Source organism: Burkholderia contaminans (genome assembly GCF_029633825.1).
In the GTDB taxonomy this organism is placed as follows: domain Bacteria; phylum Pseudomonadota; class Gammaproteobacteria; order Burkholderiales; family Burkholderiaceae; genus Burkholderia; species Burkholderia contaminans.
Genome location: NZ_CP090640.1, coordinates 803,991 through 817,560, shown reverse-complemented (window position 1 = coordinate 817,560; position 13,570 = coordinate 803,991). Strand labels below are relative to the sequence as shown.

The 13,570-nt window shown below is 68.2% G+C and carries 14 protein-coding genes; 8 read left to right on the top strand and 6 right to left on the bottom strand.

Translation table 11 applies throughout. The features are described from left to right. The first annotated feature begins 17 nt into the window (after positions 1 to 17). On the top strand, positions 18 to 641 hold the full coding sequence (locus LXE91_RS03830) for an RBBP9/YdeN family alpha/beta hydrolase (RefSeq protein ID WP_039346467.1): 624 nt from the start codon (positions 18 to 20) through the stop codon (positions 639 to 641). Positions 642 to 692: 51 nt separating this feature from the next. Here LXE91_RS03830 and LXE91_RS03825 read toward each other — a convergent pair whose 3' ends face one another. From LXE91_RS03825 to LXE91_RS03815, 3 genes are all read right to left on the bottom strand, one after another. Continuing rightward, a complete protein-coding gene (locus LXE91_RS03825; protein ID WP_039346464.1) occupies positions 693 to 2,813 on the bottom strand; it encodes a phosphocholine-specific phospholipase C in 2,121 nt (706 codons plus the stop codon). A 45-nt stretch (positions 2,814 to 2,858) separates the two neighbouring features. Then, the gene (locus LXE91_RS03820; RefSeq protein WP_039346461.1) at positions 2,859 to 3,149 is read right to left on the bottom strand and encodes a hypothetical protein; all 291 of its coding nucleotides are present in this window, start codon (positions 3,147 to 3,149) and stop codon (positions 2,859 to 2,861) included. Positions 3,150 to 3,398: 249 nt separating this feature from the next. Next, entirely contained in the window at positions 3,399 to 4,319 is a 921-nt protein-coding gene (locus LXE91_RS03815) for a LysR substrate-binding domain-containing protein (RefSeq protein ID WP_039346458.1), read from the bottom strand. Between the two features lie 112 nt (positions 4,320 to 4,431). Between LXE91_RS03815 and LXE91_RS03810 the strand changes: the two genes are divergently transcribed. After that, positions 4,432 to 5,070 (top strand): glutathione S-transferase, encoded by a 639-nt coding sequence (locus LXE91_RS03810; RefSeq protein ID WP_039346455.1) that lies wholly within the window; start codon positions 4,432 to 4,434, stop codon positions 5,068 to 5,070. A gap of 56 nt (positions 5,071 to 5,126) precedes the next feature. Here LXE91_RS03810 and LXE91_RS03805 read toward each other — a convergent pair whose 3' ends face one another. Next, positions 5,127 to 6,395, bottom strand: a complete 1,269-nt coding sequence (locus tag LXE91_RS03805; protein WP_039346451.1) for an MFS transporter — start codon at positions 6,393 to 6,395, stop codon at positions 5,127 to 5,129. A gap of 106 nt (positions 6,396 to 6,501) precedes the next feature. On the opposite strand from LXE91_RS03805, the gene LXE91_RS03800 reads away from it, so the two are divergent. The 3 genes from LXE91_RS03800 to LXE91_RS03790 all read left to right on the top strand — a co-directional run bounded on the left by LXE91_RS03800 (position 6,502) and on the right by LXE91_RS03790 (position 8,258). After that, on the top strand, positions 6,502 to 7,554 hold the full coding sequence (locus tag LXE91_RS03800; RefSeq protein WP_039346448.1) for a LysR substrate-binding domain-containing protein: 1,053 nt from the start codon (positions 6,502 to 6,504) through the stop codon (positions 7,552 to 7,554). A gap of 96 nt (positions 7,555 to 7,650) precedes the next feature. Then, positions 7,651 to 7,878, top strand: coding sequence for a type II toxin-antitoxin system Phd/YefM family antitoxin (locus tag LXE91_RS03795; RefSeq protein WP_039346445.1), 228 nt, complete (start codon positions 7,651 to 7,653; stop codon positions 7,876 to 7,878). Next, positions 7,878 to 8,258, top strand: a complete 381-nt coding sequence (locus tag LXE91_RS03790; protein WP_039346442.1) for a type II toxin-antitoxin system VapC family toxin — start codon at positions 7,878 to 7,880, stop codon at positions 8,256 to 8,258. The genes LXE91_RS03795 and LXE91_RS03790 overlap by 1 nt, the downstream gene beginning before the upstream one ends. A gap of 21 nt (positions 8,259 to 8,279) precedes the next feature. Here the strand turns inward: LXE91_RS03790 and dapA are convergent, their stop codons facing one another. Next, a complete protein-coding gene (dapA, locus tag LXE91_RS03785; RefSeq protein ID WP_039346440.1) occupies positions 8,280 to 9,173 on the bottom strand; it encodes a 4-hydroxy-tetrahydrodipicolinate synthase in 894 nt (297 codons plus the stop codon). A 452-nt stretch (positions 9,174 to 9,625) separates the two neighbouring features. Here dapA and LXE91_RS03780 point away from each other — a divergent pair, with 452 nt between their 5' ends. Both LXE91_RS03780 and LXE91_RS03775 read left to right on the top strand, forming a co-directional pair. Continuing rightward, positions 9,626 to 10,645, top strand: coding sequence for a sulfate ABC transporter substrate-binding protein (locus LXE91_RS03780; RefSeq protein WP_039346437.1), 1,020 nt, complete (start codon positions 9,626 to 9,628; stop codon positions 10,643 to 10,645). A 170-nt stretch (positions 10,646 to 10,815) separates the two neighbouring features. After that, positions 10,816 to 11,778: an ion channel gene (locus LXE91_RS03775; RefSeq protein WP_039346434.1), complete on the top strand. Its 963-nt coding sequence runs from the start codon at positions 10,816 to 10,818 to the stop codon at positions 11,776 to 11,778. A gap of 51 nt (positions 11,779 to 11,829) precedes the next feature. On the opposite strand, the gene LXE91_RS03770 is transcribed toward LXE91_RS03775, so the two are convergent. Then, complete coding sequence (locus LXE91_RS03770; RefSeq protein WP_039346431.1) at positions 11,830 to 12,444, bottom strand: glutathione S-transferase family protein; 615 nt, start codon at positions 12,442 to 12,444, stop codon at positions 11,830 to 11,832. 369 nt (positions 12,445 to 12,813) lie between these two features. Here LXE91_RS03770 and LXE91_RS03765 point away from each other — a divergent pair, with 369 nt between their 5' ends. Further along, complete coding sequence (locus tag LXE91_RS03765; RefSeq protein WP_039346428.1) at positions 12,814 to 13,371, top strand: sugar O-acetyltransferase; 558 nt, start codon at positions 12,814 to 12,816, stop codon at positions 13,369 to 13,371. Positions 13,372 to 13,570 lie beyond the last annotated feature (199 nt).

Sequence of the window (13,570 nt, the reverse complement as noted above, 5' to 3'; positions counted from 1 at the left end):
AGCAAGCGAGGGCAATCATGCGCGCATGCAGCAAATCGGCGTGGCCGCCGCGGCTCGTGACCGTTCCGGGCCTGCACGGCAGCGAAGGTGCTCACTGGCAGACCTGGCTCGAACGGCAGTTCCCGCGCGCGCTGCGCGTCGAGCAGGACGACTGGGACGCGCCCGATCTTGCGCGCTGGGCGCAATCGGTGCGTGCATTGCTCGACCGCGAACGCGGCCCGTTCGTGCTGGCCGCGCACAGCTTCGGTTGCCTCGCGGCCGCACATGCGCTTGCGCAGTGGCCGCACACGGGCGATGTCGCGGGCGTGCTGCTCGTCGCACCCGCCAGTCCGAAGAAATTCACGTTTGCCGGGCCGTTCGACGCACGCCGGCTCGCCGTGCCGTCGATCGTGATCGGCAGCGAAACCGATCCGTGGATGCCGCTCGGCGACGCGCGCACGCTCGCGCAGCACCTGGGCAGCGCGTTCGTGAACCTCGGCGACGCGGGGCACATCAACACCGCGGCCGGCTTCGGGCCGTGGCCGCGCGCGAAGTACTTCATCGACACGCTCGTCCATTGCGCGGCACCGCTGCGCTTTCGCGACGCGGACGACGGCTTCGAGACCGCACTCGTCGATCGCGCGCTCGCGCATGCGGTCTGACGCGCCGGGCGAGCGGTACGGCGGGCGCCGTGCCGCTCCGCGCCGTTAGGCTTACGCCGCGGAGACGGGCCGCACCGCCGCCGGATCCGAATAGCTCGGCCGGCCGTTCTCGACGTGGCCCGCGAAGCGGCGCGAGAAGGTGCCGGCCGCGCCGTCGCTCACCGTCACGTCATACCATTGGTGGCTCGACGCGAGCATCCATTGCTCGACGCGTTCGTCGCCGCCATGCAGCGTCACCTGCCGCGACGGCGCGCCGTACGCGTTGTCGGTCAGCGTCAGCGTGACGTGGGCCCCGCCATGGTTGCGCAGCTTCAGGTACAGGTTCCCGTTCGCGACGTCGTAGCCGGCCTTCACTTCCGGTTGCGCAGGGTTGCGATGCGGTGCGGCCGGGGCCGATACGTTGCCCGAGAACACGCGCACGAATCCGTTCGGCCCGTACACCGCGAACGTGTACGCGCCGTTCGTCACCGTCAGGTCGAAGTCCGCATGCAGCACGCGGCGCGCGCCGACCGTGTAGCGCCACGGGCCGTCGGTGCGGTTCGTCGCATACACGTGGAAGTGCGCGCCCTGGTTGCCGCGGTTCGCGAACTCGATTCGAAGTTTGGTCCCGCCGTAGACGCTCGCGTTCACGTGCAGCTCGTACGGCAGCGCACGCGCCGGCCGCACGCCGGGTTCCTGCGGGTCGATCGGCGATGGCGTCGCGGGCACGGTCGGCGCGGGCTGCGATGTGCACTGCTGGTCGGCGATCGAGCGGTACTGGCTCGTGTCGGGCAGCGGCGGGAACGACGCGTCTGACGAGCGGAAGTCGAAGGCGGCGGTGAGGTCGCCGCACACCGTGCGGCGCCACGGCGTGATGTTCGGTTCGTCGATGCCGAAGCGCTCGCCGATGAAGCGGATCACCGACGTGTGGTCGAACACCTGCGAGCACACGAAGCCGCCTTTTGTCCATGGCGACACGACCGTCATCGGCACGCGCGGCCCGAGGCCGTACGGCAGGCCGTCGGCCGTATAGCTGCCGCCGCGGCCGGGGTTCACGACCGTGTGCAGCTCGCCGTCGGTCGTCACGGTCGATGCGCCCTGCGCGGCCGACGTCGGCGGCTGCGGCGGCACGATGTGGTCGAAGAAGCCGTCGTTCTCGTCGTACATGATGAACAGCACGGTCTTGCGCCAGACGTCCGGGTTCGACGTGAGCGCGTCGAGGATCTGCGACGTGTAGTTCGCGCCGTATGCGGGCGTGTATTTCGGATGCTCGGAGAACGCGGCGGGCGGACACAGCCACGACACCTGCGGCAGCCGGTCGTTGATCACGTCGTCCTTCAGGTTGTCGAGCGTGCGCACTGTCTGCGCGCGCTGGTACAGCGACGAGCCGGGTTTCGCGTTGATGAAGTTCGCGAAGTTCTGCAGCACGTTCGTGCCGTAGTTGCCGTTGTACGGATCGTTGCCCGTCGTGCCCTGCTGGTAGATCTGCCACGACACGCCGTGCGCTTCGAGACGCTCGGGAAAGGTCGTCCACGACAGCAGCTGGTAGGCGGGCGGCCCGTCGCCGTCGACATAGTCGCTGTTGTCGAGCAGCGGGCCGCCGAACTTGCCGGTCGGGTCGACTGTGCCCGTCATCAGGTACGAGCGGTTCGGGTGCGTCGGCCCCGGCAGCGAGCAGAAGTAGTTGTCGCACACGGTGAACGCATCGGCGAGCGCGTAGTGGAACGGGATGTCCTCGCGCACGTGATAGCCCATCGTCATGTCGGTCTTGTTCGCGGGCCACTGGTCGTAGCGGCCGCCGTCGATCGCCGCGTGCGTCTTGTACCACGAGTGGTCGAGGTCGCCGACGCACTGCGCGCTCGTCGTCAGCGTGTTCAACCGGAACGGCAGCACCGGCTTGCCCGGGTCGGCCTTCGACGGCTGGTACCACACCGGCTTGCCGCTCGGCAGCGGGATCGGGAAGCGGTCGTTGTAGCCGCGCACGCCGCGCAGGTGTCCGAAGTAATGATCGAACGAGCGGTTTTCCTGCATGAACACGACGATGTGCTCGACATCGCGGATCGTGCCGGTGCCGCGCGCGGCGGGAATCGCGAGCGCGCGGCGGATCGATTCGGGGAAGGCGTTGAGCGCGACGGCGGCGCCCGCGGATTGTGCGACGGTATGCAGGAAACGGCGGCGGCTCGATGACGTCATGTTATTTCACCTCGGTTCTGCGGTCGGGGGACGGAAGCGGCGGGATCAGCCAGGTGACGACGCTGCCGCGCTCGACGCGGCCGCGTTTGCCGCATTTGCCGCGGGCTTTGCGTCGTCGTCGTCATCGGGCGGGTAGTGCACGACGGGCGGCGCGAGCGGCGCGGCATCGGACGCAGCGGGGTTCGCGGCTGCGTCGTTGTTGAATGCGCTGGCGGAGCCGGACGATGCGCCGGCCTGCTGCGAGGCGTCGGTCGCGTGTGCGTCGTGCGGAGCGTCGTCACTGCAGGCGGCGACGAAAGCGGCGACACAAAGAACGACGACGGAAACGCGACGCATGACTTCTCTCCTGGCTGGCTGATCGGGAAACGTTTTCGAGTATGCCGACGCGATGCGACGTTTCGGTGAATCGTTTGCGACCGGTGCGTGATCGCGAATGCTTTCGATATCCTGACCAGTCACTTGCACGGGATTGCGAGGGCGCAAAAATTTCCCGGCGGGCGATGCGAGTCGGGCACTTTTACGCGGGCATGCCGTACGCCACGGCATCGCCATTCATGATGAACGTATGCAGCCGATCGCGTGACCTCAGCGCCGCGGCGTGCGTCGCCGCACCTCGCTGCGCAGCCAGTCGAGCCACGTGCGGATCGCCGCTTCGTACGGATGGTCGGGGCGCCACACGACGTAGTGCGCGTACACGTCGGTGATGCGCACCGTCGACACGCGCACGAGCGTGCCGTTCGCGAGTTCGGGCTCGATCAGCGAGCGGCGCGCGAGGGCGACGCCGAGGCCTTTCAGCGCCGCGTCGATCAGCGCATTCACATCGGTGAAGCGTGGCGCGCGCGCGGATTCGGTGAGGTCGATCCGCGCGGCCTGGAGCCAAGGTTCCCACGGCTGCGCGGGATGGCGCAGCAGCGTCGCGCGCACGAGATCGGCCGGCACGCGCGGCGCGACGCCGTCGCGATTGCGGTACGCGGGGCTTGCGACCGGAAAGATCGTCTCGTTCATCAGCTTCTCGGCGACGACGCCCGGCCACGTGCCGGGCCCGTAACGCAGCGCGACGTCGATGCGGTCGCGCTTGCGCAGCGGCGCGAGCGCCACCTCCGGGTGCAGCACGATCGCGATGTGCGGGTGCGCGGCCGTGAAGCGCGGCAGGCGCGGTGCGAGCCAGCGCTCGGCGACGCTCGGCAGCACGCTGACGTTCAGCGTGACGTCGCAAGTGCGTGGGCGGCTGCGCACGGCGAGTGCCGGCTCGAACGCGCGTTCGAGCACGCTGAGGCCCTGGCGTACCTGCAGTGCGAGCGCGTGCGCGGCGTGCGTCGGCGTCGCGCCGTTACGCTCGCGCGTGAAGAGCGGATAGCCTAGCTGCGCCTCGAGCGTGCGGATGTGCTGGCTCACGGCGCCTTGCGTGAGCGCGAGCGCGTCGGCCGCGCGCGTGAAGCTCTGCAGCCGCACGGCGGTCTCGAATGCACGCAGCGTCTGTAGCGGAGGAAGGTGGATGCGTCGCATGCGGGTATTAGTAACACTAATGTTCGAGCACGACAATTCATCGTTTGCGGCGGGCCGGCACGCGTTCCTACACTCGGTTCCGTCTTCCACAGCCCCGTCGGGCCCTACCACCATGAACGCATACCGTCTCTATCTTTCGCCGGGCGCGTGTTCGCTCGCCGTCCATATCGCCCTGGAGGAAACCGGCGCGCCGTTCGACGTCGAAATCGTCTCCCTGCAGAAGCAGCAGAACCTCGAGGCGCGCTATCTCGCGATCAACGCGAAGGCGCGTGTGCCGGTGCTCGCGATTCCGGGCGAGCCGCACGTGCTGACCGAAACGCCGGCGATCCTCACGTATCTCGCGCGCCGTTATCCCGATGCGCAATTGCTGCCGCTCGGCGACCCGCTGCGCGAGGCACGGTGCCACGAGTGGCTCGCCTGGCTGGTCGGCTGGGTGCATGGCGTCGGCTACGGCGCACTGTGGAGGCCGGGCCGCTTCATCGGCGATCCGGCGCTGCACAGCGAGGTCAGCGCGCACGGGCGACGCACGATCGAGGCCGCGAACGAGGCGATCGAAGCCGCGCTCGCCGACCGTCGCACATGGGCCGAGCCGGGCGCGCATTCGATCGTCGATCCGTTCCTGTTCGTGCTGTATCGCTGGGGCGTCGCGATCGGGCTCGACATGACGCGGCATCCCGCGTGGACCGCCCACGCGCAGCGCGAGGCCGAGCGGCCGGCTGCGCGACGTGCGTTGGCGCGCGAAGCGGCTTGACGGATGGCGCGGGCGTCGTGGCGTGCGCTGCGACGCCCGCGTGAGACGAGCGGCTGCTATTTCGCGGCGAACAGCGGATAGGTCGCGCCGGCGACCAGCGCGGCCGCGAGCCACACGACACTCCACGAACTGACTGCGAGCAGCGGTGGAATCGCGAGGGGCGTCGCGAACAGCCCGAGGTAGACGATCGTATTGGCCATCCCGAGTGCGGTGCCCGCCTGATTCGCGCCCGCGAGCGTCGCGAGCTCCGTGTACGCGACGCCGTGCCACGCGGACACGCAGATGCCGGCGAAGACGAGAATCGCGACGATCGCGGCGAGCGGCACGTGCGCACTGCCAGCCGTTGCGGCTGCGAGCACCGTGAACGAGCCGGCCGCGACGAATACCGATCCGCGCAGATACGCGCGCCGGTTGCCGTGCCGGTCGGTATGACGGCCGCTCCACACGCGCATCACCATCGCGCCCAGCTGCAGCGCGACCATCGCCGCACTGATGCCGGCGAGGCCGAGCCGGCCGAAGTCGTGCAGGAACACTGTCGCGAACGTGAGCACCGCGAACTGCGGCGCGCACAGCAGGCCGATGCCGAGCACGATGCGCCACACGGGGACGCTCGCGAGCGGGTTGCGCACCTGTCGCGCGGATTGTTGCTCGACGGGGCGATGCGTGGCGGGTTGCGCGACGGCCGGTTCGGCCGGCGGCTCGTGCAGCCAGCGCCAGGTGAGCGCGGCAGAACCCGCGCACAGCACCATCAGCGCGCCGAATACCGCGGCGAAGCCCAGGTGCGATGCGAGCGACGGCAGCAGCGCCGCGCCGATGCCACCGCCGAGCGGCACGGCCGTCTGGCGGATGCTCATCGCGAGCCCGCGTTCACGCTCGCCGAACCAGCGCATCACCGCGCGCCCGCTCGACCCGTTCACGCTGCCGCCGAGCAGGCCGACGCAACACATCGCCGCCACGACGCGCATCAGCGGCGGCACGCCGTGCGCGGTCGGGACGATCGTGCCCACCATCAGCGCGAACATCGCGGCCGTCGCGACGAGCCCGGCGAGCAGCACGCGGCGGTCGCCGAAGCGGTCGGCAGCCATCCCCCACGGCAGTTCGGACAGCGCGACGCCGAAGCCGAGCGCGCCGAGCACGAGGCCGAGCGCGCCGTTGTCGAGGTGATAGGCGGAGCGCATCCACACGGCCGTGGTCGGAATGCCGGCCGCCGCGGCCGAAAAGCTCATGTTCGCGGCGACGCCGGCCGCCAGCACGCGCCAGCGATGAGCCGCGCCGCGCACGTCGCGGGCGGGCGAGGAGGGGGAAGCGATGCACGAGGTATCCATGACGGCAGGCCCGGTTGGAAATTGACATCCACAGTCTGGCGTCCTACATTCATCCTGAAAATCGGAAAGTTCTTGATGAATCATTCGATAAAACAGGATGGTTGAGATGTCCGGACAAGACATTCCACGCGACGACGGCGAGTCGCGCGAGCTGGCCGATGCCACGCTGGCCCGGCCCAACTTCGACGTGGCGGCGCTGCGCAGCCTCGTCGCCGGGGTGGATCTCGGCAGTTTTGCGAAGGCGGCCGACCGCGTCGCGCGCTCGTCGTCGGCGGTGAGCGCGCAGATCCGCAAGCTCGAGGAGCAGGCCGGCACGCCGCTGTTCGTGAAGGCAGGCCGCGGGCTGGCGCTGACCGATGCCGGCGACGCGATGCTGCGCTATGCGCGGCGGATGATCGAGCTGAACGACGAGGCGGCCGCGGCCGTGCGCGGCATGAATCTCGACGGTTGGGTGCGTGTCGGGCTGCAGGAGGATTTCGGCGAGGCGATTCTGCCCGACGTGCTCGGGCGGTTCGCGCGTGCGCATCCGAAGGTGCGGATCGAGGCGCGCGTGGCGCGCAATGCCGATCTGCTCGACCGGCTCGATGCGAACCAGCTCGATCTCGCGCTGGTGTGGGGCGACCCGGCGTCGGCGGCGCTGGTGGCGCGCGCGGGGATCGACAGCGAAGCGATCGCGCAGGTGCCGATGCAGTGGGTGGGGGCGGCGGGCTCGGTCGCGACCGGCTTCGGCATGCCGGGCGGCGGTGCGGAGGAGGAAGACGGTGCGGACGAAACGGGCGGCCGCGCGGTGCGCGCGCCGGGCGAGCCGCTGCCGCTCGTCGTGTTCGACCGGCCGTGCCGGTTCTTCGGTGCGGCGACCGGTGCGCTCGACCGCGCGGGCGTGCCGTGGCGCGTTGCGTTCACGACGCCCAGTCTTGCCGGGCTATGGGCCGCGGCGGCGGCCGGCCTCGGGCTGACGGTGCGCTCGCAGTACGGGCTGCCCGCGTCGGTGCGCGTGCTCGATGCGGCTTCGTGCGGGTTGCCGGCACTGCCGAGTTTGCCGCTGATATTGCTGCGGCGCACGTCGTCGACGACACCGACCGTCGATCGGCTCGCGCGGATCGTGAAGCAGGCGGTGCGGGATGCGACGGAGGGGGCCGGGGCGGCGCTGGCGGCGTGATGCCGATCGATACGTATGCGGTCGACTGGACAATCGGCCTATTGGAGGAACGGAGCGAAGGTCGTAACAATGGTGGCTCACTCAATGGAGCCCATCATGCAAGTTGCCACTGTCCCTGAAGCCGCGCTCGACCTGCAGCGGCTGCTCGATGCCGCGATCGCGGGTGAACGCGTCGTGATTGCGCAGGACGGCAAACAGTCGGTCCGGCTGGTGCCGCTTGAACCCATCCATCGGTTCGGTGCCCTCAAGGGGCAGATATGGATGGCCGACGACTTCGATGCGCCCCTCTCCGCCGAAGAGTTGGCCGAGTTCGAAGGGAAGTAATGCGGTTGCTGGTCGATACGCACATCTTCCTGTGGATGTGGGGTGACGATCCGAAACTGAGCGTTCGTGCGCGCAGGCTGATCACCTGCGCCGATGCCGTGTTCGTCAGCAGCGCGAGCATCTGGGAGATGGCGATCAAAGCCGGGAAGGGAAAGCTGGACGTCGACGTGGATCGGCTCGTCGGTGAGATCAAGACGAGCAAGTATCGCGAGCTACCGGTCCGGGCCACGCACGGCGCTGCCGTGCGTCATCTGCCCCATCATCATGGCGACCCGTTCGACCGGTTGCTCGTTGCGCAAGCGTGGTGCGAACCGCTGTTGCTCGTCACGGCCGACAGCCACCTCGCGCAGTATGGCGCGTCCCGAATCCTGACAGTCTGAAACAGTTTCGGAAGCGAAATCCTACGCTGCCGCGACAGCTTGCGGGGACGTTTCCAGTTCCCTGCAAATGGTCGCCAGCCGCTCCCTCAATCCTTCACTCGCCGGCACGAACGGTAGCCGCAATCCGTCTTCGCACCACCCTTGCGCGGCCAGCACGGCCTTCACCGGCGCCGGGTTCGGCTCCGCGAACAGCGCCGCGACGAGCGGCTGCAGCGCGACCGACAGGCGCCGCGCGTCGGCGAGCCGACCGTCGCGCAGCAGCGCGTGGATGCGCACATGCCATTCGGGCAGCACGTGCGCGCTGCTCGCGATCGCGCCGTGCGCACCGGCGCACATCGCCGCGAAGTTCTGGTTGTCGTCGCCGGACAGGATCGCGAGCGGCGTGTCGTGCACGAGCCGGCTCATCCGGTCGAGCGTGCCGCCGCATTCCTTGATGCCCGCGACGCGCGGGTCGCGCGCGAGCGCCTGCAGCGTGTCCAGTTCGACGTTCACGCCGGTGCGGTACGGGATGTTGTAGACGAGCACCGGCAGGTCGGCCGCGTCGACGATCGCCTCGACGTGGCGGCGGATGCCGTCCTGCGTCGGCCGCACGTAGACGGGCGGCGTGACGAGCAGCCCGTCGGGCCGCAGCGCCGCGAGTTCGCGCGCACGGGCGGCCGCGAAATGCGTCGCGCTCGCCGTTAGCCCGACGACGATCGGCAGCCCGGGTGCCGCGTCGCGCAGCGTCGCGAACACGGCGTCCTGTTCGCGCGCGTCGAGCAGCACGCCTTCACCGGTCGTCGCGCCCGCGACGAAGCCCGCGAGGCCCGTGGCCGCATAGTGGCGTGCGAGTCGCGCGAGCGCGGCATGGTCGACTTCGCCGTGGTGGAACGGCGTGATGATCGGCAGCCAGATACCTTCGAAACGTGTGTTCATGCAGAGCCTCATGGTGGAAACGGAGTGGGAAGGAACCGTTCCGCCGGCGGAGTACCGGAGCGAGGCGTGCGAGCAAGGAGAAAGAAACGACCTGCGGGCATCCCGTCCGGCATTCGCCTGACGGGACGCGACGTCCCCGTCAGTCGAGGAGTCGTTTTTTCAGTTTCAGCCCGGCCGCGCGCGCACCTGCCGCGACGGCGGCGAGGATCGGAAGCGAGCGCAGGGCAGCGGACATGGAGGAACCGGGAAATGGGCTGAGCGGCGATCTTAACACCGGATCCGATCCGCGCGCGAGCGTCCGCCGCCGTTTAGCAGAATTCGAGATTTGCTTTCCACGACTGATTGGAAAGGGCGCTGCGCCCGGCCGCTAGAATGCCCGCTTACGTTTCGATGACAGCGCGTACGCGTGCCGTCACGCACATTCACCACCACTGGAAACGGGGCATATCACGATGGCAAGCATGAAGGGGATCGGCCGCTGGCTGCACACGGGCGCGGCGGCGGCGCTGGTCGTGGCGGCAACGGCCGCGCACGCGGATACGTCGATCCTGAACGTGTCGTACGACGTGACGCGCGAACTCTACAAGGACATCAACGCGGGTTTTGCCGCTGCCTACAAGCAGAAGACCGGCGAGACGATCGCGATCAAGCAGTCGCACGGCGCGTCGAGCGCGCAGGCGCTGTCGGTGCTGCAAGGGTTGCAGGCCGACGTCGTGACGATGAACCAGCCGAACGACATCGACCTGCTCGCCGAGCGCGGCCAGCTGCTGCCGAAGGACTGGCGCGCGCGTTTCCCCGACAACAGCTCGCCGTACTCGACCACGATGGTGTTCCTGGTGCGCAAGGGCAACCCGAAGGCGATCAAGGACTGGAGCGATCTCGCGAAGCCGGGTGTCCAGGTAATCATCGCGAACCCGAAGACGTCGGGCAACGGCCGCTATGCGTATCTCGCCGCGTGGGGCTTCCAGAAGCAGAAGGGCGCGACCGACCAGCAGGCGATCGACTTCGAGAAGGCGATCTTCCGCAACGTGCCGGTGCTCGACTCCGGCGGCCGCGGCGCGACGACGACGTTCACGCAGCGCGGCATCGGCGACGTGCTGGTCACGTTCGAGAACGAAGTCGCGCTGATGGACACCGGTGCGTCGGGCGCGCAGTTCGACGCGGTGTACCCGTCGTCGAGCATCCTCGCGGAGCCGCCCGTCGCCGTCGTCGACAAGGTCGTCGACAAGAAGGGCACGCGCAAGGTCGCGCAGGCGTATCTCGACTACCTGTACACGCCGGAAGCACAGGAAATCATCGCGCAACATCATCTGCGCCCGCGCGACGCGAACGTGCTGAAGAAGCATGCGGCCGAATTCAAGCCGCTGAAGACGTTCAGCGTCGAGCAGGTCTTCGGCAGTTGGGCGAACGCGCAGAAGACGCACTTCGCGGACGGCGGTACGTTCGACCAGGTGATCGTCGACCGCAAGTGAGCGCCGCGCGCTTGCTCGCACACCGACGACGCAGCCGGCCGCTTTCGCGGCCGGCTTTTTTTGCGCCGCGCGGCCGGCGGTGCAACGGATTTCCATTCCGAACCCGTACGCATACCCGGCTGCCGCCGCGCGTGCTACGCTCATCGCCTCCCTGTTTCCGGCACCGCGCGATGAACGTCGATTCGTCCTCCCCAGCCTCCCGCGGCCGTGGCCGCAAGCTCTGGTCGGGCACCCGCCCGGTGATCGCGTACGGGATGCCGCCGCTCGGCTGGCGCGACCTCTATCACCGTGCGCTGACGGTGAGCTGGCCCGTGTTCTTCCTGTCGCTCGCCGTGCTGTTCCTGCTGCTCAACGGCGCTTTTGCGACGCTCTACCTGCTTGGCCATGCACCGATTGCGAACCAGTCGCCGGCCGGCTTCGGCGGCGCGTTTTTCTTCAGTGTCGAGACACTCGCGACCGTCGGCTACGGCGACATGCATCCGCAGACCGTGTATGCGCACCTGGTCGCGACGTTCGAGATCTTCGTCGGGATGTCGGGCATCGCGATGGCCACCGGGCTCGTGTTCGCGCGGTTTTCGCGGCCGCAGGCGAAGATCCTGTTCGCACGCTACGCCATCGTCCGGCCGTTGAACGGCAGGATGACGTTGATGGTGCGCGCCGCGAATGCGCGCCAGAACGTGATTGCCGAAGCGCAGGCGAAACTGCGGCTGATGCGCGTCGAGGGCACGCACGAGGGCTATACGCTGCGCAAGATCCACGACTTGGCGCTCGTGCGCAGCGAGCATCCGATTTTCCTGCTCGGCTGGAACCTGATGCACGTGATCGACGAATCGAGCGCGCTGTTCGGCGAGACGCCCGAATCGCTCGCTGCGCGCGACGCGTCGTTGCTGATCACGATCGAAGGCTCGGACGAGACGACCGCGCAGGTGATGCAGGCGCGTCATTCCTGGGAGCATGACGAGATCCGCTGGCGTCACCGCTATGTCGACCTGATGCACGACGAAGACGGCATCACGCACATCGACTACACGCATTTTCATGAGGTGGTGCCGGTTGACGCCGATACGGACGAGCGCGGTTCACCGGGTGCGGTGGTCAATGCAGGCGCCGCGACGTCGGGCCCGGCTGCGTAGGTGTGCTCGCGGGCGGCCGGCAGCGCCGCCCACGCGCTGCACGTCTACACGTCACGCATGCAGCAGGCGCGCCGCTTCGCGCTGTTCGATTGCGACCGCGCGGCGGAATGCGTCGCGATCCTCGGCGCGCGCGACGTAGTCGCCGAGCACGCCTTCGTGCGGCAGCAGATGCGCGTCGAACGCGATCTTCAGCGTGCTGGCGAGCAGCAGGTCGGCCGCGGTGAAGCGGTCGCCGATGAGCCATGGACTATGGGCGAGCGCTTGCGCGAGTGCGCGCTGCACGCGCGTGATGTTGCCCCAGCCGAACGCGACCGGATTGCCCGACGCGCCGGTGAATTTTTCGGCCATCGCCGGTTCGAGGCAGGTCGGCGTGAAGAACATCCATTGGAGGAAACGGCCGCGCAGCGGATCGTCGGGCGCGATGCCGAGCCCGGCGCCCGGACAGCGGTCGGCGAGATAGAGCAGTACGGCGCCGGATTCGGCGAACGGCACGCTGCCGTCGTCGAGCGCGGGCAGCTTCGCCATCGGGTTGACCTGCACGAACGCGTCGCTGCCCTGTTCGTGCGAGCGCAGGTCGATCGGCACGAGTTCATACACCACGCCGAGTTCTTCGAGCATCCACAATGCCCGGAATGCCCGGGTCTTCGGCCAGTAGTAGAGCTTCATCGTGCCTCCGCGTTTGGGTGCAACTGTCGGTCCGGTGGATGCTCAAGCGTACCCGAGCAGCGGAGGTTCGGACAGGGGCGCCCGGCCAGGGGCGCCCGGCGAGGCGGGGCCATCGGTGTGATGGCCGGATGCGCTGCGTGTCGAGCGCGAGTCGGGTGGAAGGCTGGGTAACGCCTTGTGTCATAAGGGGGTTTATTCATAACTAGTAATGTTAAGACTAGTTATGAATGGGGCGGAAGCCCGGCGTGAACCGGTATTCCTCGCAAGGCACCCCGAAGCCCGCCGCGCCCGCACATACAGCAACACTGGCATCCTGCCGCAATCGCCGATGCATCGCGAAACAGGAATATCCCGGGAGACAACTCACACATGGCAAACGACGATCGCACCACGATCATTCCGAGAAGAACGCCGGAATCGGCGGCGATGGTGGCCGAGGTCAAGCGGGCGATGTCGATCGCCGCGCGGATCAATCGCCTGACGTTCGACGACGCCGCCGAGGTTCGCACATTGTTCGGAGAACTGATCGGCATGCCAGTGGACGACGGCTTTGCATTGATCCCGCCGTTCCATGCGACGGGCGGCACCGGCATGAAGCTCGGGCGCAACGTGTTCATCAACCAGAACTGCACGTTCTACGATCTCGGCGGGCTCGAGATCGGCGACGACGTGATGATCGGGCCGAACGTCAGCCTCATCACGTCCGGTCATCCCGTCGAACCTTCGCGGCGGCGCGACTTCGTTCTCGCGAAGCCGATCGTGATCGAGCGTAACGTGTGGATCGGCGCCGGCGCGACGATCATCGGCGGTGTGACGGTGGGCGAGAACTCGGTGGTCGCGGCAGGGGCCGTCGTCACGCAGGACGTTCCGCCGAATGTGCTGGTCGGCGGCAATCCGGCAGCGGTCATCCGGTCGATTGCCGAGTAATGCGGCTCGAGGGCGCATGCCTGTTCGATGCAGTCTCGTTGGACCGATGTGGATAACCCACCCCCAAGGCGACTCGGAACACTGTGCATTTGAATGGTGAGGGTGCCGCCGAGGCCGTCTGGACGGGGCTTTCCGGTAAATGCCCGATAGCCGTCGGCGAATGCGCGGGCCGTTCCAGTCGAAGGTCTGACGAAGGTCG

What these genes read in the sequence shown, in the direction of transcription:
- LXE91_RS03780 (WP_039346437.1), top strand. Translation starts at nt 9,626, where the DNA reads ATGGCAAGCATGAAGGGGATCGGCCGCTGGCTGCACACGGGCGCGGCG.
- LXE91_RS03810 (WP_039346455.1), top strand. Translation starts at nt 4,432, where the DNA reads ATGAACGCATACCGTCTCTATCTTTCGCCGGGCGCGTGTTCGCTCGCC.
- LXE91_RS03765 (WP_039346428.1), top strand. Translation starts at nt 12,814, where the DNA reads ATGGCAAACGACGATCGCACCACGATCATTCCGAGAAGAACGCCGGAA.
- LXE91_RS03795 (WP_039346445.1), top strand. Translation starts at nt 7,651, where the DNA reads ATGCAAGTTGCCACTGTCCCTGAAGCCGCGCTCGACCTGCAGCGGCTG.
- LXE91_RS03820 (WP_039346461.1), bottom strand. Translation starts at nt 3,149, where the DNA reads ATGCGTCGCGTTTCCGTCGTCGTTCTTTGTGTCGCCGCTTTCGTCGCC.
- LXE91_RS03775 (WP_039346434.1), top strand. Translation starts at nt 10,816, where the DNA reads ATGAACGTCGATTCGTCCTCCCCAGCCTCCCGCGGCCGTGGCCGCAAG.
- LXE91_RS03800 (WP_039346448.1), top strand. Translation starts at nt 6,502, where the DNA reads ATGTCCGGACAAGACATTCCACGCGACGACGGCGAGTCGCGCGAGCTG.
- LXE91_RS03815 (WP_039346458.1), bottom strand. Translation starts at nt 4,319, where the DNA reads ATGCGACGCATCCACCTTCCTCCGCTACAGACGCTGCGTGCATTCGAG.
- LXE91_RS03790 (WP_039346442.1), top strand. Translation starts at nt 7,878, where the DNA reads ATGCGGTTGCTGGTCGATACGCACATCTTCCTGTGGATGTGGGGTGAC.
- LXE91_RS03805 (WP_039346451.1), bottom strand. Translation starts at nt 6,395, where the DNA reads ATGGATACCTCGTGCATCGCTTCCCCCTCCTCGCCCGCCCGCGACGTG.
- dapA (WP_039346440.1), bottom strand. Translation starts at nt 9,173, where the DNA reads ATGAACACACGTTTCGAAGGTATCTGGCTGCCGATCATCACGCCGTTC.
- LXE91_RS03830 (WP_039346467.1), top strand. Translation starts at nt 18, where the DNA reads ATGCGCGCATGCAGCAAATCGGCGTGGCCGCCGCGGCTCGTGACCGTT.
- LXE91_RS03770 (WP_039346431.1), bottom strand. Translation starts at nt 12,444, where the DNA reads ATGAAGCTCTACTACTGGCCGAAGACCCGGGCATTCCGGGCATTGTGG.
- LXE91_RS03825 (WP_039346464.1), bottom strand. Translation starts at nt 2,813, where the DNA reads ATGACGTCATCGAGCCGCCGCCGTTTCCTGCATACCGTCGCACAATCC.